This is a genomic window from Nitrobacter sp. 62-23, assembly GCF_001897285.1.
Lineage (GTDB): Bacteria > Pseudomonadota > Alphaproteobacteria > Rhizobiales > Xanthobacteraceae > Nitrobacter.
On the sequence record NZ_MKSM01000006.1, the window covers coordinates 26,942 to 50,464 of the forward strand.

The following is a 23,523-nucleotide window of genomic DNA, read 5'->3' on the forward strand; positions in this document are numbered from 1 at the left end:
GCGGCGTTCCTTGAGGTCGCCGGATTGCTTCGCCGAGCGGTGCTCAGACCCGCCAGGCCGGACGGGTCGGCTCGCGATGATCGCGACCGTTCAGGTCGTGGGGCTGACCAGGAACGAGAAGCCGTACTTTTCGAAGATCGCCTTGGCTTCCGAACTGCGCAGGAAGGCGAGGTAATCATCCGTGCCTTTATGAGCGGTGGAGGTGGCCGCCACCGGATAGACGATCGGCGGATGCGAGCTTGCCGGGAAGGTGCCGACGATCTTCACGCCCGGCTCGACCTTGGCGTCGGTGGAATAGACGATGCCAAGCGCGGCTTCGTTTCGCGCCACCAGCGCAAGTGCGGCGCGAACATTTTCCGCCATCGCCATTTTCGGTTCAACCGCGGTCCATGCGCCGAGCTTCTCCAGCGCCGCCTTGGCATATTTGCCGACGGGGACGGCCTTGACGTCGCCGGTCACGACCTTGCCGTCGCCGGCGAGCTTGGCCAGATCGAAGCCCTGGTCGATGGTGACTTTGTCGATCTTCGAATCTTTCGGCGCGATCAGCACGATGCTGTTGCCGAGCAGGTTGACGCGGGTCGGTTCGTTGATGGCTTTCTTGTTGCTCACGTAATCCATCCACGCGGTATCGGCGGATATGAAAACATCGGCCGGCGCGCCCTGCTCGATCTGTTTGGCCAGCGCCGAACTCGCCGCATAGCTCGGGACGATCTTGACCCCGGTCTTGGCGGTATACGCTTTGTTGACGTCGTCGAGTGCGTTCTTCATCGACGCGGCTGCGAACGCGGTCAGCGTCGTCTCCTGCGCCGCGGCGGGCGCCATGGCCGAGGGCTTGGCGTCCTTGGCGGAGGCCGGCGCGGCGAGGAAGGCACCGACCAGCAATGCCGAGAACAATGAACGGACGAATATCTTCATGAGACGCTCCAAATCGATCCGGCGCGAAGGTTCGCGCAGATGTGCAAGGGATTGACAAGACGATCGAATGGAAGCGCCGTTCCAGGAATTCCGGCGGCTTACGGCCAGCCGGAAAGATCGCTGGGCCCGACAATATCAGCCGCAGCCCAGACGTAAAGGGCTGCGGCCATTGGATTTTAGTGGGAAGCCGGTGACACGGCGAGGTTGATGGTCTCCTTGGCGGCGCCGCTGACCTGTATGGTCACCGGACCGGCGGGAAGGTTATACCGGACGCTTTTCCTGACCCCGGCGCAGCCGGTGACCCCGCTGAATGAATTAACCTTGAGATACGCGTCGTTCTGGATCACGTCGATCCAGCCGTATTCCGAGATTGTCACGACATAGAGTCCCGCGGACGTCACGTTGGCGCGAACGAACCCGGCATAGCTGCCCGGTTTCTGCTGGCGCTCTGGCGGTTTGGGCAGAACCGCCTCGGCGATGGGGCTCAGCTTCATCGTGACGGCGACCGGGGCGGCGGGCGTCTCGGCGCCGGCCGCCAGCTTCGGCAGCGAGGGCGCGGTCAGGAGCGCGATTTCCTTGTCCATCGGCCATTTGAACTTGTCGCATCCCTCGGGGTCGGCTGCGAAGGCCGGCGTCGCGGCGACCAGAAGCAGCGCAATCGACAGCGTCGGTTTCATATCAGTTCACCGCGACCATGATGCGGGAGCCTTGCAACGCGGCGACAACCGGGTTTTTGGCGTTGAGGCCGGGTTCATCGACCGCCTCGGGGATGATCGATGACGTCATGATCGACGGATTGCGTTCACTGATGCGCATCATGAATCCTTCGCAAAATATGCTCCCTGCGTCACAACGTTGCGCGCGGGGCTTGCTGTTGAGGAAAGGAGGATCAGTCGCTCTGATCGGCAATCTCGCCGGCGCTTACGGCGCGGCGACGTTCAACACGTAGCATTTTCGATCAGGCCTGTCTTCGGGCTTGACCCGAAGGCGGGCCGCGGTGCGCGAAGAAACGCGGCAATCAAAAACCGGAACATAGAGACGCGTCTATTGCCCGGAGGCCGGCGCGGCGAGAACCTGGCGGCAATCCGCGGGCAGTTGCGCCAGCGTGATCGGCGGCTTCGGCTTCGGCGGCACCTTCGGCGGCTTCGGATGCAGCACGGCGTCGCTGAACCAATAGGCCAGATCGTGGGCGCTGCACCCTTCAGTCGGCTCGGGCGGGGTCTGTGATTCGCACTGGGGATTGCCGGGCGGACATTTGATTCGGATATGGAAGTGGTAGTCGTGGCCGTACATGGGTCGGACCTTCGAGAGCCAGCTGCGGTCGCCCCTGGCCTCGCGGCACAGCGCCTTCTTGATCGCGGCATTGACGAAAATGCGTTCGACCGACGGCTCCCTCGCTGCATCGCGGATCACGGCGAGATGGCTTGGCGTCCAGGCGCGGGGATCGATGTCGAGACGATCCTTGCGCACCATCATGACCGCCGACATTTCCTCGCGCTCGTTGCGCGACAACAGCCGGTTCGGCATCGGCGTCAGCCAGACGTCGGCATCCAACCCGATCTGGTGACTGGCATGGCCGGTGATCATCGGCCCGCCGCGGGGCTGCGCCATGTCGCCGATCAGAAGCCCCGGCCAGCCGGCGTCCCTGTGCACCTTGGCGGACAACCGTTCGAGTAGCGCGACCATGGCGGGATGGGCCCAGTTGCGATTGCGCGACAGCCGCATCACTTGCCACGTCGGCCCGGTGATCGGCAGCGCTTGGGCGCCGGCGACGCAGCCCTTCGCATAAAAACCAATGACGTGCGGCGGGCCGGCGGTGGGGAGCATTTTGCGGCCGAACAGTTGCTTGGCGGCGAGCGTGGGATCGTCGGGATTGGCCAATGGCGGCAGCGGCTTCGGATACAGCGTGCCCTTGGTTTGCGCGAAGGCGTCGGGCGCCAGCGCGCCGCCGCCCAGGCCGGCGATGGCGGACACGAGAAGCAGGGAGAGAATCGCGCGGATGGCCATGACCGGCGATTCTATAGAGCATTTTCCGGCGAAGTGGATACCGGTTCGCCGCAAGAAAATGCGACCAGACAATAACTGCTAGTGTCCCGATTCCGAAGTTCGCATACCCTTGCCGCAACCCTTGATGCGAACTTCGGAATCAAAGGGACACTAGCAACTTTATGATTCTAGTGGAGTGAATTTGACATTCGCTACCCACTTTGCAGCGAACTTGTCAGGCGAATGTCAAATTCAAAACTCCACTACAAACCTGATAGTTGCTAGTGGTCCTTTGATTCTAACATTTGCAAGAACTCCCTGCGGCAACGGGATGCAAATGTTAGAATTGGACCACTAGTGTGGTTTGGGTTCAGAAGTTCGCTTGACGGACTCGATGGGGCAATGAAGCGAACTTCTGAACCACCACACTAGCGTTTTCGCAAGGTCGCGGCCACAAATGGTCGAACGGTTGTTCCGCCGCGCCGCCCGCCAGAGCGGCCGCTAGCCGGTCGGCATGCTGACAAGACTAACGAGCGACGAGGGCAGGCGCCGTTGCCTCTTCATTCTGCTATCGCTTGCGCGCGGTTTTCTTCGCCGGAGAACGCCTTGCTTGTGCCGGCGAGCGTTTCGCGGCGTTGCGCTTGCGGGTTGCGGCCGCTTTCTTTGCCGAGCGCGACCGATCGGCCGCCGGGCGTGAGGCCGAAGCCTTGCCGCCGCGCGGTCCGCCGATACGCCCGCCGCGTTTCGAAGACACCTTGGTGGTCTTGCGGCCGCGGCCCGAGCCGCTCTTCTTGCCGCCGCCGCTTTCGCGGTTCACCGTGGCCCATGCCCGCCGTTCGGCTTCCTTCTTCTTTACGCCGCGCTTCTCGTAGCCTTCCTCGATATGTTCGGCCTTGCGCTTCTGCTTGTCCGTATAGCTCGACTTGTCGCCGCGCGGCATGACGCCTCTCCCGGTTCTGTTTCGATGGACTCGAAACGTTCGGCGGTTGCGAGGGTTCCTTTGCGTTGAATCAGGCTCATCGCTGATCTTCTTGTTTGAGCATCGTATCTTCCGAAAACCGGTCTCTACTTTTCAAGATCATGCTCCAGCCGGCGCGCCGGAGCGCGGCTGCGGTAAAGTCACGCGTTGATGCGGAGCGTCAGCCATCGACCTTCAGCGCGGCGATGAAGGCTTCCTGCGGAATGTCGACCTTGCCGAACTGCCGCATCTTCTTCTTGCCTTCCTTCTGCTTCTCAAGAAGCTTGCGTTTGCGGCTGACGTCACCACCATAGCATTTCGCGGTGACGTCCTTGCGCAGCGCGCGCACCGTTTCGCGCGCGATCACCTTGCCGCCGATCGCCGCCTGGATCGGAATCTGGAACATGTGCGGCGGGATCAATTCCTTCATCTTCTCGACCATGGCGCGGCCACGGCCTTCGGCGCGGGTCCGGTGCACCAGCATCGACAGCGCATCGACCGGCTCGCCGTTGACGAGGATCTGCATCTTCACGAGATCGGCCGGCTTGTAGTCGGTGAGGTGATAGTCGAACGAGGCGTAGCCTTTGGAAACGGACTTGAGCCGGTCGTAGAAGTCGAACACCACTTCGTTGAGTGGCAGATCGTATTTCACCATCGCGCGCGAGCCGACATAGGTGAGTTCTTTCTGCACACCGCGACGATCCTGGCAGAGCTTCAGCACGCTGCCGAGGTAGTCGTCGGGAGTGAGGATCGTGGCCTCGATCCAGGGCTCCTCGATCTCGGCGATCTTCACAACATCCGGCATGTCGATCGGGTTGTGAATCTCGATCTCGCCGCCGTCGGTCAGCTTCATCCGGTAGATGACGCTCGGGGCGGTGGCGATCAGGTTGAGATCGAATTCGCGGGAGAGGCGTTCCTGGATGATTTCCAGATGCAACAGGCCGAGGAAGCCGCAGCGGAAGCCGAAGCCGAGCGCGGCGGAGGTTTCCATTTCAAACGAGAAGCTGGCGTCGTTGAGGCGAAGCTTGCCCATCGCCGCGCGCAGCGTCTCGAAATCGTCGGCGTCCACCGGAAACAGGCCGCAGAACACCACCGGGATCGCCGGCTTGAAGCCGGGCAGCATCTCTGTGATCGGCTTGCGGTCGTCGGTGATGGTGTCGCCGACGCGGGTGTCGGCGACTTCCTTGATCGCCGCGGTGATGAAGCCGATCTCGCCGGGGCCGAGTTCGTCCACCTGCTGCATTTTCGGGGTGAAGAAGCCGACGCGCTCGACATCATAGGCCGCGTTGGTGCCCATCATCCGGATGCGGCTGCCCTTCTTCATGACGCCGTCGACGATGCGGACGAGGACGACGACGCCAAGATAGACGTCGTACCAGCTATCGACCAGCAGCGCTTTGAGCGTGGCGTCGCGGTCGCCCTTCGGCGGCGGCAGGCGGGTGACGATCGCCTCCAGCACGTCGGGCACGCCGAGGCCGGTCTTGGCCGAAATCATCACCGCATCGGAGGCGTCGATGCCGATCACGTCCTCGATCTGCTGCTTCACCTTGTCGGGCTCGGCGGCCGGCAGGTCGACCTTGTTGAGAACCGGCACGATCTCGTGGTTGTTGTCGAGCGCCTGATAGACGTTGGCGAGGGTCTGCGCTTCGACGCCCTGGCTTGCGTCCACCACCAGCAGCGAGCCCTCGCAGGCGGCGAGCGAGCGCGAGACCTCGTAGGCGAAGTCGACGTGGCCGGGCGTGTCCATCAGGTTGAAGACGTAATCCTTGCCGTCCTTGGCGCGGTATTTCAGCCGCACCGTCTGCGCCTTGATGGTGATGCCGCGCTCGCGCTCGATGTCCATGGAGTCGAGCACCTGCTCCTTGCCCGCCATCTCGCGATCGCTCAGGCCGCCGGTCATCTGGATCAGGCGGTCGGCCAGCGTCGACTTTCCATGGTCGATATGGGCGACGATGGAGAAGTTGCGGATGTTGGTTATGGGAGAGGTCGTCATGGGGCGCGGGATAGCACCGGCCCGAACGGCGGGCAAGCAAGGGTCAACCGCGAGAAGCGCATTCTTGAGGTTTCCCGTGCAACAGCCGAGAGCGCCTGATGCCGGTCACTCTTCTTCGTTGAACTTGTCGCGGACGAGTTCGGCGATCGCCGCTATCGCGGCTCTGGCCTCCGGGCCGGTCGCGGACACCGTGATCGTCGTTCCGATGCCCGCGGACAGCATCATCAATCCCATGATCGAGTTGCCGCCGACCGTCTCGCCGTTGCGCGTGACGCTGACGTCGGCGTTGAAACGCTCGACCATCTGGACGAATTTCGCGGACGCCCTCGCATGCAGGCCGCGCTTGTTGACGATCGGGATTTCTCGGGAGGCCGCGCCAGGAGCAGCGGATGCTCTCGCCGTCGCCGGCTCCTCGTTCGACGAGACTGCGTCGTCCGGCTTTCCGGTCATTTCCCGGCGAGCACCCGGCTGGCGATCGTCACGTATTTGCGGCCGGCCTCCTGCGCCATCGCGATGGCGTCGGGCAGCGTGCGCTCCTCGCGCACCTTGGCGAGCTTGACGAGCATCGGAAGATTGATTCCCGCGAGCACCTCGACCTTGGGCCGGCTCATGCAGGAGATCGCGAGGTTTGAAGGCGTACCGCCGAACATGTCGGTGAGAATAGCGACACCGTCGCCGCTGTCGACACGGTTGACGGCTTCGATGATATCGCCTCGGCACAAATCGGCATCGTCTTCGGCGCCGATGGTGATGGCTTCGATTTGCTTTTGCGGGCCCATTACATGTTCGAGCGCCGCCTTGAACTCATCGGCGAGGCGCCCGTGGGTCACAAGTACCAGACCAATCATTGAAAACTCCTCGCGGGTGCCCTTGGTGCACCGCACGAACGAGCCACTTTGACCATCCGTAGCCCTCATGCAAGGGGGAGCGACAGGTTTTTCCGTTGAAAAGCGCTGCCGCTCCGAAAGCCGCGATGGTCTACTTCGTGGCTATAGTGGGATTTATATGGTTACCAGATTTCTCCCGGCAATCAGCAGTCAAGCGAGTGTCGCTACAGCCCGGAATGGTCGTCAGCGCCGCGATTATCATCGGAAGTGGCGAAAAAGCAGCCCCGACCGGGATTCGCGCCAGTTCGACCCCCAAAATGGTGGTTTGCAGCGCCTGCGTCGGGGGCAGGCGCTCTGCATCGGGCGCGTCAAGGTCGATCACGAGGCCGACCGGCGCCTCCGCGACAAAAGCGCACCGGCGAATGCCGAGCCCGCGGATTTCCATCAGTCCCTCAAGTTCGCGCGGCGGCCTGACGAGGAGACGGCCACGGACCGGCTCCAGGCAAAGCCGGTCGTCGGCGACCAGCGTCGCTGCCGGGATCAGGCCGCCACGGCCGGCTAAAATGAGATCGAACGCAAGGCGCGACTTGCCGGCGCCGGAAGGTCCGCGGATCAGAACGGCGTCATCTCCCACCAGAACCGCGGAGCCATGGATCGTCGGGCCGGGGGATGCGGTCATGTCGCGGGAAGCCGGACCACGAAGCGCGCGCCTGCGATCCGGGTGTCGCCATGGGCATCGGTCGGGCCGGGACGGTTTTCCGCCCAGATGCGTCCGCGATGCGCCTCGATGATCTGCTTGGAGATGGACAGACCGAGGCCGGAGTTCTGGCCGAAACCCTGGTGCGGCCGGTCGGTGTAGAAGCGTTCGAACACCCGCTCCAGCGCGTCGGGACGAATGCCTGGCCCGTCGTCGTCCACGATGATCTCGATTTCGGATTTCAGGCGCCGGCACACGATGCGCACGCGCCCGCCGGATTTCGAGAACGATTGCGCGTTGGTCAGGAGGTTGGAGATGACCTGGCCAAGCCGGGAGTCATGCCCCGGCACCGAGAAGGTGTCGGCCCGATTGCCCTCGAAGCGCACCTCGACGCCGACGTCGTGGCCAAGCCTGGTTTGGTTCGCAACCGACGTCAGCGTGGTCAGCAGGCGGCGGACATCGACCGGGGCCACGTCCGTGCGCTGCAATTCGGCGTCGAGGCGGCTTGCGTCGGAAATGTCGGAGATCAGGCGATCAAGCCGGCGCACGTCATGCCCGATCACCTCGAGCAGGCGGCCGCGGCTGGCCTCGGTTTTTGCAAGCGGCAGGGTCTCCACCGCTGAGCGAAGCGAGGTGAGGGGATTCTTCAGTTCATGGGAGACGTCGGCCGCGAACGTCTCGATCGCCTCGATGCGGTTGTAGAGCGCGTCGGTCATGTCGCGCAGCGCGCCGGACAGGTGTCCGATCTCGTCGCGGCGGCGGGTGAAGTCGGGGATCTCGATGCGCGTCTTGATGCGGCGGCGAACGCGCTCCGCGCCGTCGGCGAGTCGCCGCACCGGACCGGCGATGGTGCTGGCCAGCAGCAGCGAGAGCACGATCATGACGACCATGGCGACGCCGAACACCTTCAAGATCGCGAGCCGCTCCGCCGTCACCATCTGGTCGATGTCGTCGCCCTGAGTGGACAGCATCAGCGAGCCGAAGATGGTGACGCGCGGCCGCTCCACCGGAACCGCGACCGAGACGATGATTTCGCCGCGGTCGTTGATGCGAACCATGCTTGACTTCTTGCCCTTGAGCGACTGCGCGACCTCGTAATAACCGTTGCCGTTTTCAGGGCCGAGTTCGCGGTAGAGCGGAAGGTCGCCGCGATTGAGCCAGGTGCGGATCGCGATCGTGGTGCGCTCCAGGAAGCCGGGCTTGACTTCGGTCGGGGGCGGCAGTTCGAAACGAATGACGTCGCCGCGGCGAAAAAGGCTGCGGCTGTCGAGGATCAGCACGCCGTCGCGGTCGTAGATGCGCGCGCGCGTTTTGGTCGGCGAGATCAGCCGCAGCAGCACGGGAGCGACGCGCTCGGGATTGATCGGAAAATCCAGCCCTGAAAATTCATCCGGCGCGCCGTAGCTCTCGCCGGGCTTGAGATCGAGCAGGCGGTCCGGATCGATGGTGATGGTGTTGGTTTCCACCGTGGCGGAGGCGGCGATTGCGCTTGCGATGATCTCGCCCTGAACCAGCAGGCTTTGTGCGCGCGCGTCGATCAGGCCGGCGCGGAACTGCGAGAGATACAGAATGCTGGCGACCAGCGCGATCAGGCCCGCCAGATTCAACGACACGATGCGGCGGGTCAGGCTCGAAAAGCTGAGCGTGAAAAGAAACTGTCCGGCCCGGCGCAGCCAGCCGAGCGGCCGCTGCCAGCGCGGCGTCGGCTCGACATGATCGGCAGGGGCTTCCGTCACGAGGATCTGCGAGGTGTCCTCGGTATCCGGATCGAGATCAGACTGCGTTCGATCAAGCAATGACTACAACTGCCCGGTTATCTGTCCCACACTTCAACGATCGTCATTTGCGCGCTCGCGCGTCGCATTTACGCTGAGTGATGCGCCCGCGCCGATTAATGCTTCGCGCTCCCCGCCGCCGACCGCCGCCTCGGATATGAACAGCGCGTGGGGGAATACCTGCTCCCAGGCCCGGACGGCCCACCCTGGAACAATAGTCTATCAGGTTTCCTTGAAGCGGTAACCCACGCCATAGAGAGTTTCGATCATCTCGAAATCGTCGTCGACGACCTTGAACTTCTTGCGCAGCCGCTTGATGTGGCTGTCGATGGTGCGGTCGTCGACGTAGACCTGATCGTCATAGGCGGCGTCCATCAGCGCGTTACGGCTCTTGACCACGCCGGGTCGCGTCGCCAGCGCCTGCAGGATCAGGAATTCGGTGACGGTCAGGGTGACGGGCTCGTTCTTCCAGGTGCAGGTGTGGCGCTCCGGGTCCATGCGCAGCAGGCCGCGATCGAGCGCCTTGGCGTCATTCTCCTTGGGGACTGCGGCCGGATCTTTCGGGCAGGCGCGGCGCAACACCGCCTTGACGCGTTCTACCAGCAGCCGCTGCGAGAACGGCTTGCGGATGAAGTCGTCGGCACCCATCTTGAGACCGAACAGTTCGTCGATCTCTTCGTCCTTGGAGGTGAGGAAAATAACGGGCAAGTCGGATTTCTGACGCAGCCGTCGCAGCGTCTCCATTCCGTCCATGCGCGGCATCTTGATGTCGAGGATCGCAAGATCGGGCTGGCTGGTGCGGAAGCCGTCGAGCGCCGACGCGCCGTCGGTGTAGGTCATGATGCGATAGCCTTCGGCTTCAAGCGCGATCGAGACCGATGTGAGAATGTTGCGGTCGTCATCGACCAGGGCGATTGTGGGCATATGCCTGCTTTCCGAAGCGGATGGCGAGAGGCGAAGGATTCGGCCGTCTGCCGTTGGAGTGGCTTTGAGAACGCAGTCAACGAGCAATGCAAGCTGGGCTGAAGTGTGACCGAGTTCCCGGAAAACGCGCGGAGGGCGCCACTGTTCCGCACCTGTTCAATCTTTTAATTTTAGCCCGAGAGGGTGGTTTTTTCAAATGAATTGAGGACTTACGCCATGCAGCCGACCGCTAATTTCACCGCCGCCAACCTCACCCGATCGCTGCTGCGCCGAAGCCGCCAGGGCGCGCTGGCAACCCTGATGGGCGGCAGCGGCGACCCCTATTGCTCGCTCGTCAATGTCGCAAGCTATTACGATGGCTCGCCAATTCTTCTCATTTCACGCCTTGCGGTACATACCAAAAATGTGATCGCCGATCCCCGGGTATCGTTGATGCTGGACGAGCGAGCCGAGGGCGATCCGCTGGAGGGTTCCCGGATCATGGTCGGCGGAACGGCCGAGGAGGCGGACGGGGAACTCAGGACCACCCTGCGTCGACGCTATCTGAACGCTCACCCGTCGGCTGAATCCTTTGCCGATTTCAAGGATTTTTCGTTTTTCCGGATCCGGCCGACGGGCGTTCATCTGGTGGCGGGCTTCGGGCGCATCGTCGATCTCAAGCCGGAAAAGATTCTGACCAGCCTTGAGGGCGCGGAGGCATTGATTGAGTCCGAACAGGGGGCGATCGACCACATGAACGCCGATCATCGCGACGCACTGAACCTTTATGCGACGCGATTGCTGGGCGCGGGGGCGGCCGACTGGCGCTGCACCGGCTGCGATCCCGATGGCCTGGACATGAGCGCCGACGGTCATGACGCACTGCGGCTTGATTTTCCGCGACGGATCGTCACGCCGGCCGAGCTTCGCGTCGTTTTGAAGGATCTGGCGGAAAAGGCCCGGGCCGCAAAGCAGTCTTGATCGGGATTCAAGCCGTTCTGGAATAAACTAGTGTGGTAGTTCAGAAGTTCGCTTCAGTGCCCGATCAAGTCCGTCAAGCGAACTTCTGAACCTAAACCACACTAGGATCATAAAGTTGCTAGCGTCCCTTTGATTCCGAAGTTCGCATCAGAGGTTGCTGCAAGGTATACGAACTTCGGAATCGGGACACTGAGGTTGCCACGGATCGGCTTGGCGGTTCCGGCGTTTCATCAACCATCCGGCCGCGGGATGCGGGCCGGAGAGGTTATATTGAGGTCGTTGCGGCAGCTGTGCGATCGGCGATGATCGCGCCGGCGATGCGGGAGTTCGAGGAGGAATTCTCCGTGCATGAGACGGGCGAGCGTAACGGCGCCTTCGGCGCTGACAAGTTCGGCTTACGGAATCTCAAGGCCGTGTACTGGAATCTCGGCGCGCCGCAACTCTACGAGCACGCGCTACGCAACGGGGAAGCGATGGTGAACGCCGACGGCGCGCTGTGCGCGGACACCGGCGTGTTCACCGGCCGAAGCCCGAAGGACAAGTTTACGGTCCGCGACGCGGTGACCGAGACCAAAATCTGGTGGGATGGAAACCAGTCGATCACGCCCGAGCAATTCGCAGCGCTGCATGCCGATTTCATTGCGCATGCCGGGGGCATGACGCTGTTCGCGCAGGATCTCCATGCCGGCGCGGATCCGAATTTCGGCATCAGGACCCGCATTTTCACCGAGCTGGCCTGGCATTCACTGTTCATCCGCACGCTGCTGCGCCGCCCGCAAACCTCGGAACTCGCGGACTTCGTTCCCGAACTGACCCTCATCGACCTGCCGAGTTTCCGTGCCGATCCAAAACGGCACGGCGTGCGCTCGGAAAATGTCGTGGCTCTCGATCTCACCCGCGGGATCATTCTGATCGGCGGGTCTCATTATGCGGGGGAGATGAAGAAGAGCATCTTCACCACGCTGAATTACCTGCTGCCGGACAAAGGCGTGCTGCCGATGCACTGCTCGGCCAATGTCGGCGCAGGCGGCGACAGCGCGATCTTCTTCGGCCTTTCGGGTACGGGAAAAACCACGCTGTCCGCCGATCCAAAGCGCACGCTGATCGGCGACGACGAGCATGGCTGGAGCCGGGGCGGCATCTTCAATTTCGAGGGCGGCTGCTATGCCAAATGCATCAGGCTGTCGCAGGAGGCCGAGCCGGAGATCCATGCGGCCTCGAAACGTTTCGGCGCGGTGCTGGAGAACGTCGCCCATGACGAGTCCACGCGCGTGCCCGATTTCGATGACGGCTCGAAGACCGAGAACACCCGTTCGGCCTATCCGCTCGAATTCATTCCGAACGCCTCGCCGACCGGTTGCGCCGGCCAGCCCAGGAATCTGGTCATGCTGGCCGCCGACGCCTTCGGCGTGCTGCCGCCGATCGCCAGGCTGACGCCGGCGCAGGCGATGTATCATTTCCTGTCCGGCTACACCGCGAAGGTCGCAGGCACCGAGCGCGGCCTCGGCGACGAGCCGCAACCGGAATTCTCCACCTGCTTCGGCTCGCCGTTCCTGCCGCGCGATCCCGGCGTTTACGGCAATATGCTGCGCGAACTGATCGCGAGGCACAATGTCGATTGCTGGCTTGTCAACACTGGCTGGACCGGCGGCAAATACGGCACCGGTCGCCGCATGCCGATCAGGGTGACTCGCGCGCTGCTTGGCGCCGCGCTCGATGGTTCGCTGCGCAAGGTCCAGTTTCGCTCCGACCGCTATTTCGGGTTCGCGGTGCCGACATCGGTGCCGGGCGTCGAGCCCCATATCCTCAACCCGATCAAGACCTGGGCCGACAAGTCCGAGTTCGACCGGACCGCGCGCGCGCTGGTCGGCATGTTTCAGAAGAATTTCGTCAGGTTCGAAAACGATGTCGATGCCGAGGTTCGGGCCGCGGCGCCCGAGGCACGGATGGCGGCGGAGTAGGCCGGCACCGCGCGCGGGTGCTGCGTTCAACGTCGGTCCGGCCTCAGGGTGTTGCTGGGGGTCGGACGGTCGGTGATCTGTTGCCCGAACAGGCTGGCGATCAGTTCGACCGCGACCCGCGCGGTGCGCCCACGCTCGTCCAGAAACGGATTGAGTTCGACGATATCGACGGAACGAACCAGCCCGGAATCGTGCAACAGCTCCATGATGAGATGCGCCTCGCGATAGGTCGCGCCGCCGGGAACGGTGGTGCCGACCCCGGGCGCCACCGTTGGATCAAGAACATCGAGATCGAAGCTGACGTGCAGCACCCCGTTTTGCGCTTTGACCCGATCGATGACGCGGCGGATTAGCACCGCCACGCCGAACTCGTCGATCTCACGCATGTCGGCGATGGCGATGCGGCGGTCATGCACGAGCTTCTTCTCGAGCGGGTCGATCGAATGGATGCCGAACAGGTCGAGATGCGCTGATGGGATCGACGCACGCGGTTCGTCGCCGAGCAGGCCGTCGAGCCCAGGCTCGCCACACAGGAAGGCGGCGGACATGCCGTGCATGTTGGAGGTCATCGTCGTCAGCGGCGTGTTGTAGTCGGCGTGGGCGTCGAGCCAGAGTACGAACAGCTCGCGGCCTCGTTCATGCCAATAGCGCGCGACGCCGTTGACCGAACCCATCGACAGGCTGTGGTCGCCGCCGAGAAAGATCGGTATCGCGCCGGACTTCGCCACATCATAAGCGCGCGGGCTGAGCGCGCGGACCCATGCCTGGATGTCGCGGTAGTGGTTGGCGTTTGCGGGAACAGGGCCGGTTGCCGGCGCAAGGTTATCGATCGAGACGTCGCCGTGATCGGTCACGTCGATGCCGAGGCCCTCCAGCACCGGCTTGATGCCCGCGGTTCGCAGCGCCGCCGGCCCCATCAGGGTGCCGCGCTGCGCCGCGCCCATGTCGATGGGAACGCCAAGCAGCGCAACCTGTCCGGCACGGCCGCCGGTCGTCTCCGTCATCGGACCAGCTTTCCGATCGCGGCCGTCAGCGGGCGCGTGGCCTCGTCGTAGTCCGACCACGCCTTGCTCTTTTTCAGAAGATCAGGCGCGGTGCGTAACGTGAAGCGCTTTGGGTCGAGGCCGGCTTTCACCTGCGACCAGTTCAGCGGCATCGACACGGTGGCGCCGGGGCGCGCGCGCGGCGACAGCGGCGCAACCGCGGTCGACTTGGTGTCGTTGCGAAGATAATCGAGAAAGATTTTGCCCTCGCGCTGCTTCTTCGACATGTTGACGAGATAGTTTCCCGGTGCGTCGGCGGCCATTTGTTCGCAGACGGCCTGCGCGAACATTTTTGCCTGCTTCCAGTTCAACCTGTCCTTTGGCCTGACTGCAAGTGGCGTGACCACGTGCAGCCCCTTGCCGCCGGTGGTCTTGCAGAATGTTGCAAGTCCGAGCGCTTCCAGGCGCTCCTTCATCTCTTTTGCGGCGGCGATAACGCGGGCGAAGGCCACTTCCGGCGCCGGGTCCAGATCGAACACCAGCCGCCCTGGCACGGCGTATTGGTCGGGCGCGCAATTCCACGGATGCAGTTCGATACCGCCGATCTGCGCGACTGCGACCAGCGCTTCGACGCGGTCGATCTGCAAATAAGGCTTGCGGTCGCCGGACACCTTCGCCTGCGTGACAAGATCCGACAGGCCCGGCATGGCATGGCGTTGAAAAAATTGTTGGCCGTCGATGCCGTCCGGAGCGCGCACGATCGAACAGGGCCGCCCCTGAATGTGTGGCATCATCCAATCGCCGACGGTCTCCATGTATTCGGCAAGGTCCCGTTTGGTGACCGGCTGTTTGTCCCCGGCATCGGGCCATAGCGCCTTGTCCGGGTGCGAGATCGCAATGCCCATCACCGCCGCGCGGTCTCGCGCCGAATATGCGCGTGGCTGGCGCGAGGTGGTGGTCTCCGTGCGCACGGCGGCCGCTGCCCTTGCATCGAGCTTGGGCACCGCGGTGCGGACCGGCATCTCCGCCTTGACCTCGCCGGCCGGCTTGTCTGTGCGCAAACCCTTGAAGGCAGCCTGCCGGACCATGCCGTCATTGGTCCAGCCGGCGAATTCGATCTCGGCGACGAGATTCGGCTTGAGCCAGTGCACCTCGCGTCCGCCGGAGGGGGCATTCTTGCCGGAGAACGGACTTTTCGAGGCTGCGGCGGCCTTCAGCGCCGGCATGATGCGCTTCACGGTGTCGCGACCATAGCCGGTGCCGACGATGCCGGTATAGACGAGACGATCGCCCTCATAGACTCCGGCCATCAGCGAGCGGAATTTTCCGCCCGTTGTTTTCCAGCCGCCGATCACGACTTCATGGCCGGGGCGGCTCTTGACCTTGAGCCAGCTTCCACCTCGGCCGGGGCGATAAGGCGCATCCGCTTGCTTTGAGATGATGCCTTCGAGGCCGGACTTGCGAGCCGATGCGAGCATCTGCTCGCCATCGGCCTTGAAATGCTCGACGTAGCGGATCGGGGAGCGGCTCGATTGCGCCGAGCGCCCGAGCAATTTGCGAAGCCGTTCCTTGCGCGCGAGCAGCGGCAGGGGACGCAGATCCTCGCCCCCGGCGAACAGCAGGTCGAAAGCGAAGAACACGAGATTGTCCGTCTTGCCATCGGATAGCGCGGCCTGCATCGCGGAAAAGTCCGGATGGCCCTTGCTGTCGAGTGCGACGATCTCGCCGTCGATGATGGCGTCGGGCAACTTCGCGGCGGCTTTTGCGATGGCAGAAAACTTCTCGGTCCAGTCGAGCCCCTTGCGGGTTTTGAGTGTCACCTCACCGTTCTCGATCCGCATCTGGATGCGGTAACCGTCGAACTTGATCTCGTGCACCCAGCCTTCCGCCGTTGGCGGACGCGCCGAAATTTCGCATAGCTGAAACCCGGTGAAGTCGGGCATATCGTCCTTGATGGCGCGGGCGTTCGTTTGTGCCCGGCTCGCTCGTGTCTTGCTCGCTCGTGTCGTGGCTTTTTTCGGCACTCGCTTGCGCGTTGACGCCGGTTTGGCGCTTGTCTTTGTCGCGCGCGCCTCCGCTGCAATGCCTTTGTTGGAATTCCAGACCGCATCGGAACCGGCTGTTCGCGCGGTCATCATGAAAGGCTCCGGCGCCTTGCCCTGGCCTTGCGCGATCTGTTCGAGCGTGCGGCCCGACGCGACAGAGCGGTCCTGCTTCAGCACGTCCTCGCCGCTGCCGGGCTTGGCGTAGTCATCGCGGTGCTTGATCAGCAGCCAGTTGGTGCGCTTGCCGCCGCTGCGGTCGTGCTTCATGCGCACCAGCACCCACTCGCCCTTGAGTTTCTCACCCATCAGCGCGAATTTGAGGTCACCCTTGGCGAGACCTTTCGCCGGGTCTTCGGCGTACCAGTAGCCGCGGTCCCAGATCTCCACCGTGCCGCCGCCGTACTGGCCCTTGGGGATGGTGCCCTCGAAGTCGCCGTAGTCGAGCGGATGATCCTCGACCTCCACCGCGAGCCGCTTCTCGCCCGGATCGAGGGAGGGCCCGCGCGTCACCGCCCAGGACTTGAACACGCCGTCATATTCGAGACGAAAATCGTAATGCAGCCGCGTGGCGGCGTGCTTCTGAATCACGAAGCGCCGTTGGTTTGAAGCCGCGACGCGCGCTTTGCCGCTCGGCTCTGTGGTTTTCGAGAAGTCGCGCTTCTTGATATAGGTGCTGAGCTTTCGGGAGGACACGGCGTCGGTTCCAGTTGGATCATCCGATGTGCAACGCCCGGAAACGCTCGCGGGTGCCGCGACGTTACGATTTTTTGCGTCTTACGCCCGCGCTCTTGCGCAAGGCGTCCTTCAGGTCGATCGGCACGCCGTGCTTCTTCAGGAGGTCGGCGAATGCCTCGTCGGCCAGATCCTGTATCGTCGCCATGCGATCCCGACCGAGACGCGTCAGCGCCGCCATGGTCTCGTCGTCGAAGGCGATCAGCTTGCGCATCGGCGCGATGAGCTAACCGGCCTTGCGCTTCGCCGCGGGCGTCTTGTTCGCGCCGCGCGTCCTGGCCGGACGCTTCGCAGGCTCGCGCTTGGACTCCTTTGCCGCCTTCTTGCCCTCGATCGGAAACAGCATCTCGCGCTGGCCTTCGATGCGCTTTTTGGGTTTCCTGCCTTTCGCTGGCGCCGGCTTGTCGCTTGAGGCCGGTGCGGATTTGCCGCCCTTCAAACTCTGCCGTAGCGCGTCCATCAGGTTGATGACGTTGCCTTCGGTTTTGACCTTGGCCTTGGCGATCGGGTGGCCGGCCTGCTTCTGCTCGATCAGGTCCAGCAGCGCGGCCTCATAGTGGTCCTCGAAAGCGGTCGGCTCGAAGCGGCCCGATTTCTGCTCGACGATGTGCCGCGCGAGATCGAGCATGTCCTTGGTGATCTTCACGTCCTTGATGTCGTCGAAATAATCCGATGCGTCGCGCACCTCGTAAGCGTAGCGCAGCAGCAGGCCGACCAGCCCGTTGTCGCGCGCTTCAAGCGCGATGACGTGCTCGCGGTTGGTGAGCACCACCCGCGCCAGCGCGACCTTTCCCGTCGCCTTGATGGTGTCGCGGATCACGGCATAGGCATCGTGGCCGACCTTGCCGTCGGGCACCAGATAATACGGCCTGACGATATAAAGATCGTCGATCTCGGCGCGCGGCACGAACCGGTCGATCTCGATGGTGTGGGTGGACTCCAGCGCGATATTGTCGAGTTCGTCTTTCGTCACTTCGAGATAGGTGTCGCTGTCGATCTTGTAGCCCTTGACGATATCGGCGTTATCGACTTCCTCGCCGGTCTCGGCGTCGACCTTCTGATATTTGATGCGGTGGCCGGTCTTGCGATTGATCTGGTTGAAGCTGACCTTCTCGGATTCCGACGTCGCCGGAAACAGGGCGACCGGACAGGTCACGAGTGAAAGGCGCAGAAAGCCTTTCCAGTTCGCACGCGGGGCCATCGGACAAACTCCATACGCGACGGGCCGGGGGACGGCAGACCTGATTCAATATCACGGAGCGGGAAACGTTCCGAGTCGGGAACGTGGCTGAACACCCGCGGCCGCCGCAGCAGTCCGTGTGTTCCGGTTGTGTTCTTGAAGTCCGAAGCGGTTACCGGTTGAGGAATTCGCTCGCCTTGTACAGCGCGCGGAACGGCACGCCGGCCTGCGCGAAGGTTTCCGTAGCACCCTCCTCGCGGTCCACCATGGTGAAGACCAGCACGATCTCGCCGCCGGCTTCGCGCACGGACTCCACCGCCTTGATGGCGGAGCCGCCGGTGGTGGTGACGTCCTCGACGATGACGACGCGCTTGCCCTTGAGGCTCTCGCCCTTGGCGAGGCCTTCCACCGCCAGCCGCGCGCCATGCTCTTTCGGCTTCTTGCGCACGAAGAACGCGGCGATCGGCTGATGCTTCAGCCATGACAACTGTGCGATGGCGCCGGCGAGGGGCACCGCGCCCATCTCCAGCCCGCCGATATAGTCGAGTCCGTCGTCCTTGAGCGCCTCGAAGCTCAGTTCCGCGAGCAGCGCCGCGCCTTCGGGGTCGAGCATGGTCGGCTTCAGGTTAAAGTAGAAATCGCTCTTGCGGCCTGAGGCCAGCGTGATTTCGCCGCGCCCGAACGAGCGGGTGCGGATGATCTCGGCGAGGCGGGCGCGGGAGGCGGATTGGGACACGGACAGGCTCGAAAGGGTGGCGCTAATCTAGCGACGATCGGAAGGGTGAACCACTTTTCCGCGCGTCCATCAACAGTTCAGTGCGGCACCATCAGCGGGCGGTGCTGAAGGCGAACCACACGGCGATGGCGGCCAGCGCAACCGCCAGCACGCGGCGGATGCCCCGTCGCTTCTCCGGCGTATGGATCGCGCTTTGCAGGCGCGAAGCCAGCAGCACGATCACGAGGTGGACGAGTGTGGCGATGCCGACATAGAGCGCCGACAGCCCAAGCGTCTGCGTCACGACCGATCCCCTGTCGGGCTGGATGAAGTCCGGAAGCACCGCGACGTAGAACACCGCCGCCTTGGGGTTGAGCAGGTTGGTGATCAGGCCGCGACGAAACGCCTGTCCGGGCCGGATGTCGGAATCGCCGGCTTTTTCGGGGGCGGTCTCCGCCTCGCTCGCCCACGCCTCCCAGGCGAGCCACAGCAGATAAATGACTCCGCCCCAGCGCAGCACCTCATAGAGCAGCGGCGAATTGTCGATCGCCGCGCTGAGGCCGAGCGCCGCCACTGCGCCATAAACGGAGAGTCCGAGCGCGACGCCGCCGACGGCGGCGAGCCCGGCGCGGATGCCTTGCGACAGCGACAGCGCCGCAAGATAGGCCATGTTCGGCCCCGGCGTCATCTCGATGACGAGCGATGTCAGCGCGAAGGCGGCGAGCGAGCCCGAAAAAATGTCGCTCATCGGTCAGGCCGCAGACATGCTTTAATGCGCCTCGTCCCAGTTGTCGGCGGCGCGGGCGTCGACCCGCAGCGGCACCGACAGCAGCACCGCCGGGAACGGCGCGTCCTGCATCACATGCTGCACCACCGGCAGCGTCGCCGTCACCTCGTCGTCGGGCACCTCGAAGATCAATTCGTCGTGGACCTGCAGCAGCATCTTCGCCGACAGCTTCTTCTCGGCAAGCGCCTCGTCCATCCGCGCCATGGCGCGGCGGATGATGTCGGCGGCGGTGCCCTGCAATCGCGCATTGATCGCGGCGCGCTCGTTGAACGCGCGGTGCGACGGGTTCGGCGACCGGATGTCGGGGTAGTGGCATTTACGGCCGAACAGGGTGGTGACATAGCCGTGCTCGCGGCAGAAGTCGCGGGTCGCGTCCATGTAGGCGCGGATGCCGGGAAAGCGCTCGAAATACTTCTTGATGTAGGCGGCCGCCTCCTCGCGCGGGATGCCGAGCTGGTTGGCGAGACCGAACGCCGAGATGCCGTAGATGATGCCGAAGTTGATCGCCTTGGCGCGGCGGCGGATTTCGCCGGGCATGCCCTGCACCGGCACGCCGAACATCTCCGATGCCGTCATGGCGTGAATGTCGAGCCCGTCGCGGAACGCCTGCTTCAGGACCGGAATGTCGGCGATCTCGGCGAGCAGCCGCAGCTCGATCTGGGAGTAGTCGGCCGACACCAGCTTGTGGCCCGGCGTCGCGATGAAGGCGCGGCGGATTTTGCGGCCCTCTTCATTGCGCACCGGGATGTTCTGCAGGTTCGGCTCGTTCGACGACAATCGTCCCGTGGTGGTGGCGGCGAGTGCGTAGGTTGTGTGGACACGGCGGGTCTGCGGATCGACGTGTTCCGGCAGCGCGTCGGTATAAGTTGATTTCAGCTTCGAGACCTGACGCCAGTCGAGGATCTTGCGCGGGAAGTCGTGACCCTGCTCGGCGAGTTCGTCGAGAATCTGCGCCGAGGTCGACCAGGCGCCGGTCTTGGTCTTGCTGCCGCCCGGCAAACCCATCTTGCCGAACATAATCTCGCCGATCTGCTTCGGGCTGCCGACATTGACCGGCTCGCCTGCCAGTTCCTGAATCTCGGCTTCCAGGCGCGCGGCGGTCTGCGCGAATTCACCCGAGAGCCGCGACAGCACCTGACGGTCGATGGTGATGCCGCGCTGTTCCATCCGCGCCAGCGTCGCGATCATCGGCCGCTCCAGCGTTTCGTAGACGGCGGTCATGCGCTCGGCGACCAGCCGCGGCTTCAAGACCTGCCACAGCCGCAAGGCGAGGTCGGCATATTCCGCGGCATAGGTCGTGGCGCGATCGATCGGCACCTGATCGTAGGCGAGCTTGTTCCTGCCGCTGCCGATCAGCTCGCCATATCCCAAGCTGCCGTGGCCGAGCCAGCGCTTTGCCAGCGATTGAAGATCATGCGAGCCGCGCCCGGCATCGAGCGCATAGGAGATCAACTCGACGTCGTCGTTGTTCTTCATGATGATGCCGTGCCGGGCCAGTAGCACGGCGGTGAATTTGACGTTGAAGCCGACCTTCAGATGGCCGCGGGATTCGAGAACCGGCTTCAGGAGCTTCAACGCATCGGCGGTTGCGATCTGGTCCGGCGCAAGCCCGGCGGCAAACAGCCCGGCCCCGTCTCCGGACTGCCTGTGGCCAAGCGGCACGTAACAGGCATCGTTCGGCGCGAGCGCCAGCGCGATGCCGCACAATTCGGCCTGCATGGGATCGATCGTCGGCGCCAGCGCCTCGAGCGCGAAGCTGCCGTCGTTGTCGATGCGGGCGATCCAGTTCGTCAGCCGCTCCAGTGAGCGGACGATCTCATACTTGTCTGGCTGAACCGGCAACTTGCGCACGGCTTCAAGGCGCGCCGCAGCGAGGGCCTGCGGCGTCTTGATTGCAGTGTCGCTTGTCGCCTTTGCCCTGATCGCCGGAGCGGCTTTCGCGCTGCTGTCGTTTCCGAACAAGTCTCCAGTGACCGCGTCCTTCGAGGCCACGGCCGCCACCGATGATACGCCGCTCGCGTTTTTTCTGTCCGGCTCGATTTCGGCGGCATTGACTTGCGAATACTCCGCGACGCGCTTCGTCAGCGTGGTGAATTCCATCGCCTTGAGGAAAGCGATCAGCTTGCGCGCGTCCGGCTCCTGCACGGCGAGGTCTTCCAGCGGCACGTCGAGCTGCACTTTGTCGTCGAGCAGCACGAGTTGCCGTGAAATGCGCGCCTTCTCCGCATTCTCGATCAGTGCCTCGCGCCGCTTCGGCTGTTTGATCTCGCCGGCGCGCGCCAGCAGCGTTTCGAGGTCGCCGTATTCGGTGATGAGCTGAGCCGCGGTCTTGACGCCGATGCCGGGCACGCCCGGAACGTTATCGACGCTGTCGCCTGCCAGCGCCTGCACCTCGACGACCTTTTCCGGCGGCACGCCGAATTTCTCGATCACCTCGGGAACGCCGAGGCGGCGATCCTTCATGGTGTCGTACATGGTGACGCAGTCGGTGACGAGCTGCATCAGGTCCTTATCCGAGGAGACGATGGTTGCGGTCGCGCCGCGCTCGCAGGCCTGCCGCACATAGGTCGCGATCAGGTCGTCGGCCTCGAAGCCGATCTGTTCGAGGCAGGGAAGATCAAACGCCTTCACAGCCTCGCGGATCAGCGCGAATTGCGGGATCAGGTCGTCGGGCGCGGGCGGCCGATGCGCCTTGTAGTCGGCATAGAGCTTGTTGCGGAACGTGACTTCGGATTTGTCGAAGATGATCGCGAGATGGGTCGGCTTGTCGTCCTTCGGCATATCGCGCAACAGCTTCCACAGCATGTTGCAGAAGCCGAGCACCGCATTGACCTGCAGCCCGTCGGATTTGCGGTTCAGCGGCGGCAGCGCGTGATAGGCGCGGAAGATATAGGAGGAGCCGTCGACCAGAAAGACGTGCTGGCCCTGCATGCTGGCACCTGCCGCCGCAGGCGCAGAGATGGCTCTGGCGGGGAGCCTGGCTGGGGCAGGTGTCGTGGCGGCAGGTTCGGCGGCTGGCTTCTTCGGCATGGCCGCAACTTAAGGACTCTTGCGCGCAATGGCACCCCCTTGCGGCCCGCCATCGCCAGCAAATTCGCGGCGGGTCCGTTCGGTTTCGCGCGTGATGGCTGGCTTATTCCGCCGCCTGCAGCGCGGCCGGGCGTTTTCTCGGCGCGATCCAGAAGGCGTCCGGGCGCTCGAACAGGAAGTTCGCCCGCGTATTGCGGCAGGCCCACCAGGTCAGCACCGCGCCGACCACGCCGGCGATGGTGACGATCAGCGACACCGTGCCGATATCGTGGATGATGCCGGTCTTCAGCAGCAGCGTGCGCGTCGTCGCCATCGGCAGGAAGAACGCGAGGTAGATGACGATGGAATGCTCGCCGCAATAGCGCACGGCGTCCAGCCAGCGCATTTTGGCCAGCAACGTGCCCGTTGTGATGATGGCGCAGGCACCGGCCAGCCCGAGCGCGAGCGAGATGATAGGCCATTCGCTGACGCCGGTATAAACGAGGCCGGCATTCGTGACCGCCCACAGTGCCAGTCCGGCAAGCGCAAGTACCGGATAGGCGCGGGCGCGGTTGGACAACGCGAACACATGGCTCGCGAACAGGTAGCCGGAATAGATGTAGACGAAACGCGCGGCGAATTCGTCGATCAGCGTCCACCCCGTGGAGATATGCGCCGCCTCGAGCGCCGCGGCGGCGCCCCAGATCGCCCATGGCGAAACGTTGCGTGTGGCCTTGATGACCACGAAAAACACCGGCAGCAGGTAGATGAACCACAGCGTGCCGAACGGCTCGATGAACGACATCAGGTAAAGCCGGGCGACGCCTGGCCAGCCAACTTCGGCGGCGAACGAGGGCGCCTTGAAGCCGAACTGGATCGTCACCCAGAGCACGTAGAAATATGCGAAATGCACCACCTTGCGGTCGAGATAGGTACGCCAGTCGCGATTGATCACGAGGGGCAGGAACAGGCCGGAAATCAGGAAGAAATCGGGCATCCGGAACGGTTTGGCGAAGGCGACCACGAGGTGCATGAAGCCGGTCTGGCCGGCCGCGGCCTCGACCCCCAGCACCGAG

Annotated in this window: 21 protein-coding genes; 2 read left to right on the plus strand and 19 right to left on the minus strand. The window is 63.6% G+C overall.

The features are described from left to right. Positions 1–90 precede the first annotated feature (90 nt). The 11 genes from modA to BGO16_RS00875 form a co-directional block, all read right to left on the minus strand. Complete coding sequence (modA, locus tag BGO16_RS00825) at positions 91–915, minus strand: molybdate ABC transporter substrate-binding protein (protein ID WP_292616282.1); 825 nt, start codon at positions 913–915, stop codon at positions 91–93. A gap of 176 nt (positions 916–1,091) precedes the next feature. Further along, positions 1,092–1,592, minus strand: a complete 501-nt coding sequence (locus BGO16_RS00830; RefSeq protein ID WP_292616285.1) for a hypothetical protein — start codon at positions 1,590–1,592, stop codon at positions 1,092–1,094. A gap of 1 nt (position 1,593) precedes the next feature. Continuing rightward, positions 1,594–1,731 (minus strand): hypothetical protein, encoded by a 138-nt coding sequence (locus BGO16_RS00835; protein ID WP_292616287.1) that lies wholly within the window; start codon positions 1,729–1,731, stop codon positions 1,594–1,596. Between the two features lie 228 nt (positions 1,732–1,959). Further along, positions 1,960–2,922: a penicillin-insensitive murein endopeptidase gene (gene mepA, locus BGO16_RS00840; protein ID WP_292616290.1), complete on the minus strand. Its 963-nt coding sequence runs from the start codon at positions 2,920–2,922 to the stop codon at positions 1,960–1,962. Between the two features lie 547 nt (positions 2,923–3,469). Next, positions 3,470–3,841, minus strand: a complete 372-nt coding sequence (locus BGO16_RS00845) for a plasmid stabilization protein (RefSeq protein ID WP_292616293.1) — start codon at positions 3,839–3,841, stop codon at positions 3,470–3,472. Positions 3,842–4,040: 199 nt separating this feature from the next. After that, on the minus strand, positions 4,041–5,852 hold the full coding sequence (gene lepA, locus BGO16_RS00850; protein WP_292616295.1) for a translation elongation factor 4: 1,812 nt from the start codon (positions 5,850–5,852) through the stop codon (positions 4,041–4,043). 105 nt (positions 5,853–5,957) lie between these two features. After that, the gene (locus BGO16_RS00855; RefSeq protein WP_292616298.1) at positions 5,958–6,302 is read right to left on the minus strand and encodes an HPr family phosphocarrier protein; all 345 of its coding nucleotides are present in this window, start codon (positions 6,300–6,302) and stop codon (positions 5,958–5,960) included. Then, positions 6,299–6,700 carry a PTS sugar transporter subunit IIA gene (locus tag BGO16_RS00860; RefSeq protein ID WP_292611080.1) on the minus strand — a complete coding sequence of 134 codons (402 nt, stop codon included), beginning with the start codon at positions 6,698–6,700 and terminating at the stop codon, positions 6,299–6,301. Before BGO16_RS00860 ends, BGO16_RS00855 begins: the two co-directional genes overlap by 4 nt. Positions 6,701–6,830: 130 nt before the next feature. Beyond that, positions 6,831–7,358, minus strand: coding sequence for an HPr kinase/phosphatase C-terminal domain-containing protein (locus BGO16_RS00865; RefSeq protein ID WP_292616300.1), 528 nt, complete (start codon positions 7,356–7,358; stop codon positions 6,831–6,833). Then, entirely contained in the window at positions 7,355–9,112 is a 1,758-nt protein-coding gene (locus BGO16_RS00870; RefSeq protein ID WP_292616327.1) for a sensor histidine kinase, read from the minus strand. Before BGO16_RS00870 ends, BGO16_RS00865 begins: the two co-directional genes overlap by 4 nt. A 261-nt stretch (positions 9,113–9,373) precedes the next feature. After that, positions 9,374–10,075: a response regulator transcription factor gene (locus BGO16_RS00875; RefSeq protein ID WP_292616302.1), complete on the minus strand. Its 702-nt coding sequence runs from the start codon at positions 10,073–10,075 to the stop codon at positions 9,374–9,376. Positions 10,076–10,291: 216 nt separating this feature from the next. Here BGO16_RS00875 and BGO16_RS00880 point away from each other — a divergent pair, with 216 nt between their 5' ends. Together BGO16_RS00880 and BGO16_RS00885 are read left to right on the plus strand one after the other, a co-directional pair. Then, positions 10,292–11,035: a DUF2470 domain-containing protein gene (locus tag BGO16_RS00880; protein WP_292616304.1), complete on the plus strand. Its 744-nt coding sequence runs from the start codon at positions 10,292–10,294 to the stop codon at positions 11,033–11,035. Positions 11,036–11,379: 344 nt separating this feature from the next. Further along, positions 11,380–12,996 carry a phosphoenolpyruvate carboxykinase gene (locus BGO16_RS00885; protein WP_292616329.1) on the plus strand — a complete coding sequence of 539 codons (1,617 nt, stop codon included), beginning with the start codon at positions 11,380–11,382 and terminating at the stop codon, positions 12,994–12,996. A gap of 26 nt (positions 12,997–13,022) precedes the next feature. Here BGO16_RS00885 and rocF read toward each other — a convergent pair whose 3' ends face one another. From rocF to BGO16_RS00925, 8 genes are all read right to left on the minus strand, one after another. Continuing rightward, entirely contained in the window at positions 13,023–14,000 is a 978-nt protein-coding gene (rocF, locus tag BGO16_RS00890) for an arginase (RefSeq protein ID WP_292616306.1), read from the minus strand. Next, on the minus strand, positions 13,997–16,717 hold the full coding sequence (ligD, locus tag BGO16_RS00895) for a DNA ligase D (protein WP_292616308.1): 2,721 nt from the start codon (positions 16,715–16,717) through the stop codon (positions 13,997–13,999). Before ligD ends, rocF begins: the two co-directional genes overlap by 4 nt. A 64-nt stretch (positions 16,718–16,781) precedes the next feature. After that, positions 16,782–16,970: a hypothetical protein gene (locus BGO16_RS00900; protein WP_292616310.1), complete on the minus strand. Its 189-nt coding sequence runs from the start codon at positions 16,968–16,970 to the stop codon at positions 16,782–16,784. 12 nt (positions 16,971–16,982) lie between these two features. Continuing rightward, a complete protein-coding gene (locus tag BGO16_RS00905) occupies positions 16,983–17,957 on the minus strand; it encodes a Ku protein (protein ID WP_292616312.1) in 975 nt (324 codons plus the stop codon). Positions 17,958–18,108: 151 nt separating this feature from the next. Then, a complete protein-coding gene (gene pyrE / locus BGO16_RS00910; protein WP_292616313.1) occupies positions 18,109–18,672 on the minus strand; it encodes an orotate phosphoribosyltransferase in 564 nt (187 codons plus the stop codon). Positions 18,673–18,763: 91 nt separating this feature from the next. Beyond that, positions 18,764–19,399, minus strand: a complete 636-nt coding sequence (locus tag BGO16_RS00915; protein WP_292616315.1) for a LysE family translocator — start codon at positions 19,397–19,399, stop codon at positions 18,764–18,766. 21 nt (positions 19,400–19,420) lie between these two features. Continuing rightward, positions 19,421–22,369, minus strand: coding sequence for a DNA polymerase I (gene polA / locus BGO16_RS00920; protein WP_292616318.1), 2,949 nt, complete (start codon positions 22,367–22,369; stop codon positions 19,421–19,423). 202 nt (positions 22,370–22,571) lie between these two features. After that, positions 22,572–23,523, minus strand: a 952-nt coding sequence (locus BGO16_RS00925) for an acyltransferase family protein (RefSeq protein ID WP_292616320.1), incomplete at its 5' end; no start/stop codon positions are given.

Excerpts from the sequence above, each read along its gene's own strand:
- modA (WP_292616282.1), bottom strand. The coding sequence starts at position 915 with ATGAAGATATTCGTCCGTTCATTGTTCTCGGCATTGCTGGTCGGTGCC.
- BGO16_RS00830 (WP_292616285.1), bottom strand. The coding sequence starts at position 1,592 with ATGAAACCGACGCTGTCGATTGCGCTGCTTCTGGTCGCCGCGACGCCG.
- BGO16_RS00835 (WP_292616287.1), bottom strand. The coding sequence starts at position 1,731 with ATGCGCATCAGTGAACGCAATCCGTCGATCATGACGTCATCGATCATC.
- mepA (WP_292616290.1), bottom strand. The coding sequence starts at position 2,922 with ATGGCCATCCGCGCGATTCTCTCCCTGCTTCTCGTGTCCGCCATCGCC.
- BGO16_RS00845 (WP_292616293.1), bottom strand. The coding sequence starts at position 3,841 with ATGCCGCGCGGCGACAAGTCGAGCTATACGGACAAGCAGAAGCGCAAG.
- lepA (WP_292616295.1), bottom strand. The coding sequence starts at position 5,852 with ATGACGACCTCTCCCATAACCAACATCCGCAACTTCTCCATCGTCGCC.
- BGO16_RS00855 (WP_292616298.1), bottom strand. The coding sequence starts at position 6,302 with ATGACCGGAAAGCCGGACGACGCAGTCTCGTCGAACGAGGAGCCGGCG.
- BGO16_RS00860 (WP_292611080.1), bottom strand. The coding sequence starts at position 6,700 with ATGATTGGTCTGGTACTTGTGACCCACGGGCGCCTCGCCGATGAGTTC.
- BGO16_RS00865 (WP_292616300.1), bottom strand. The coding sequence starts at position 7,358 with ATGACCGCATCCCCCGGCCCGACGATCCATGGCTCCGCGGTTCTGGTG.
- BGO16_RS00875 (WP_292616302.1), bottom strand. The coding sequence starts at position 10,075 with ATGCCCACAATCGCCCTGGTCGATGACGACCGCAACATTCTCACATCG.
- BGO16_RS00880 (WP_292616304.1), top strand. The coding sequence starts at position 10,292 with ATGCAGCCGACCGCTAATTTCACCGCCGCCAACCTCACCCGATCGCTG.
- rocF (WP_292616306.1), bottom strand. The coding sequence starts at position 14,000 with ATGACGGAGACGACCGGCGGCCGTGCCGGACAGGTTGCGCTGCTTGGC.
- BGO16_RS00900 (WP_292616310.1), bottom strand. The coding sequence starts at position 16,970 with ATGCGCAAGCTGATCGCCTTCGACGACGAGACCATGGCGGCGCTGACG.
- BGO16_RS00905 (WP_292616312.1), bottom strand. The coding sequence starts at position 17,957 with ATGGCCCCGCGTGCGAACTGGAAAGGCTTTCTGCGCCTTTCACTCGTG.
- BGO16_RS00915 (WP_292616315.1), bottom strand. The coding sequence starts at position 19,399 with ATGAGCGACATTTTTTCGGGCTCGCTCGCCGCCTTCGCGCTGACATCG.
- polA (WP_292616318.1), bottom strand. The coding sequence starts at position 22,369 with ATGCAGGGCCAGCACGTCTTTCTGGTCGACGGCTCCTCCTATATCTTC.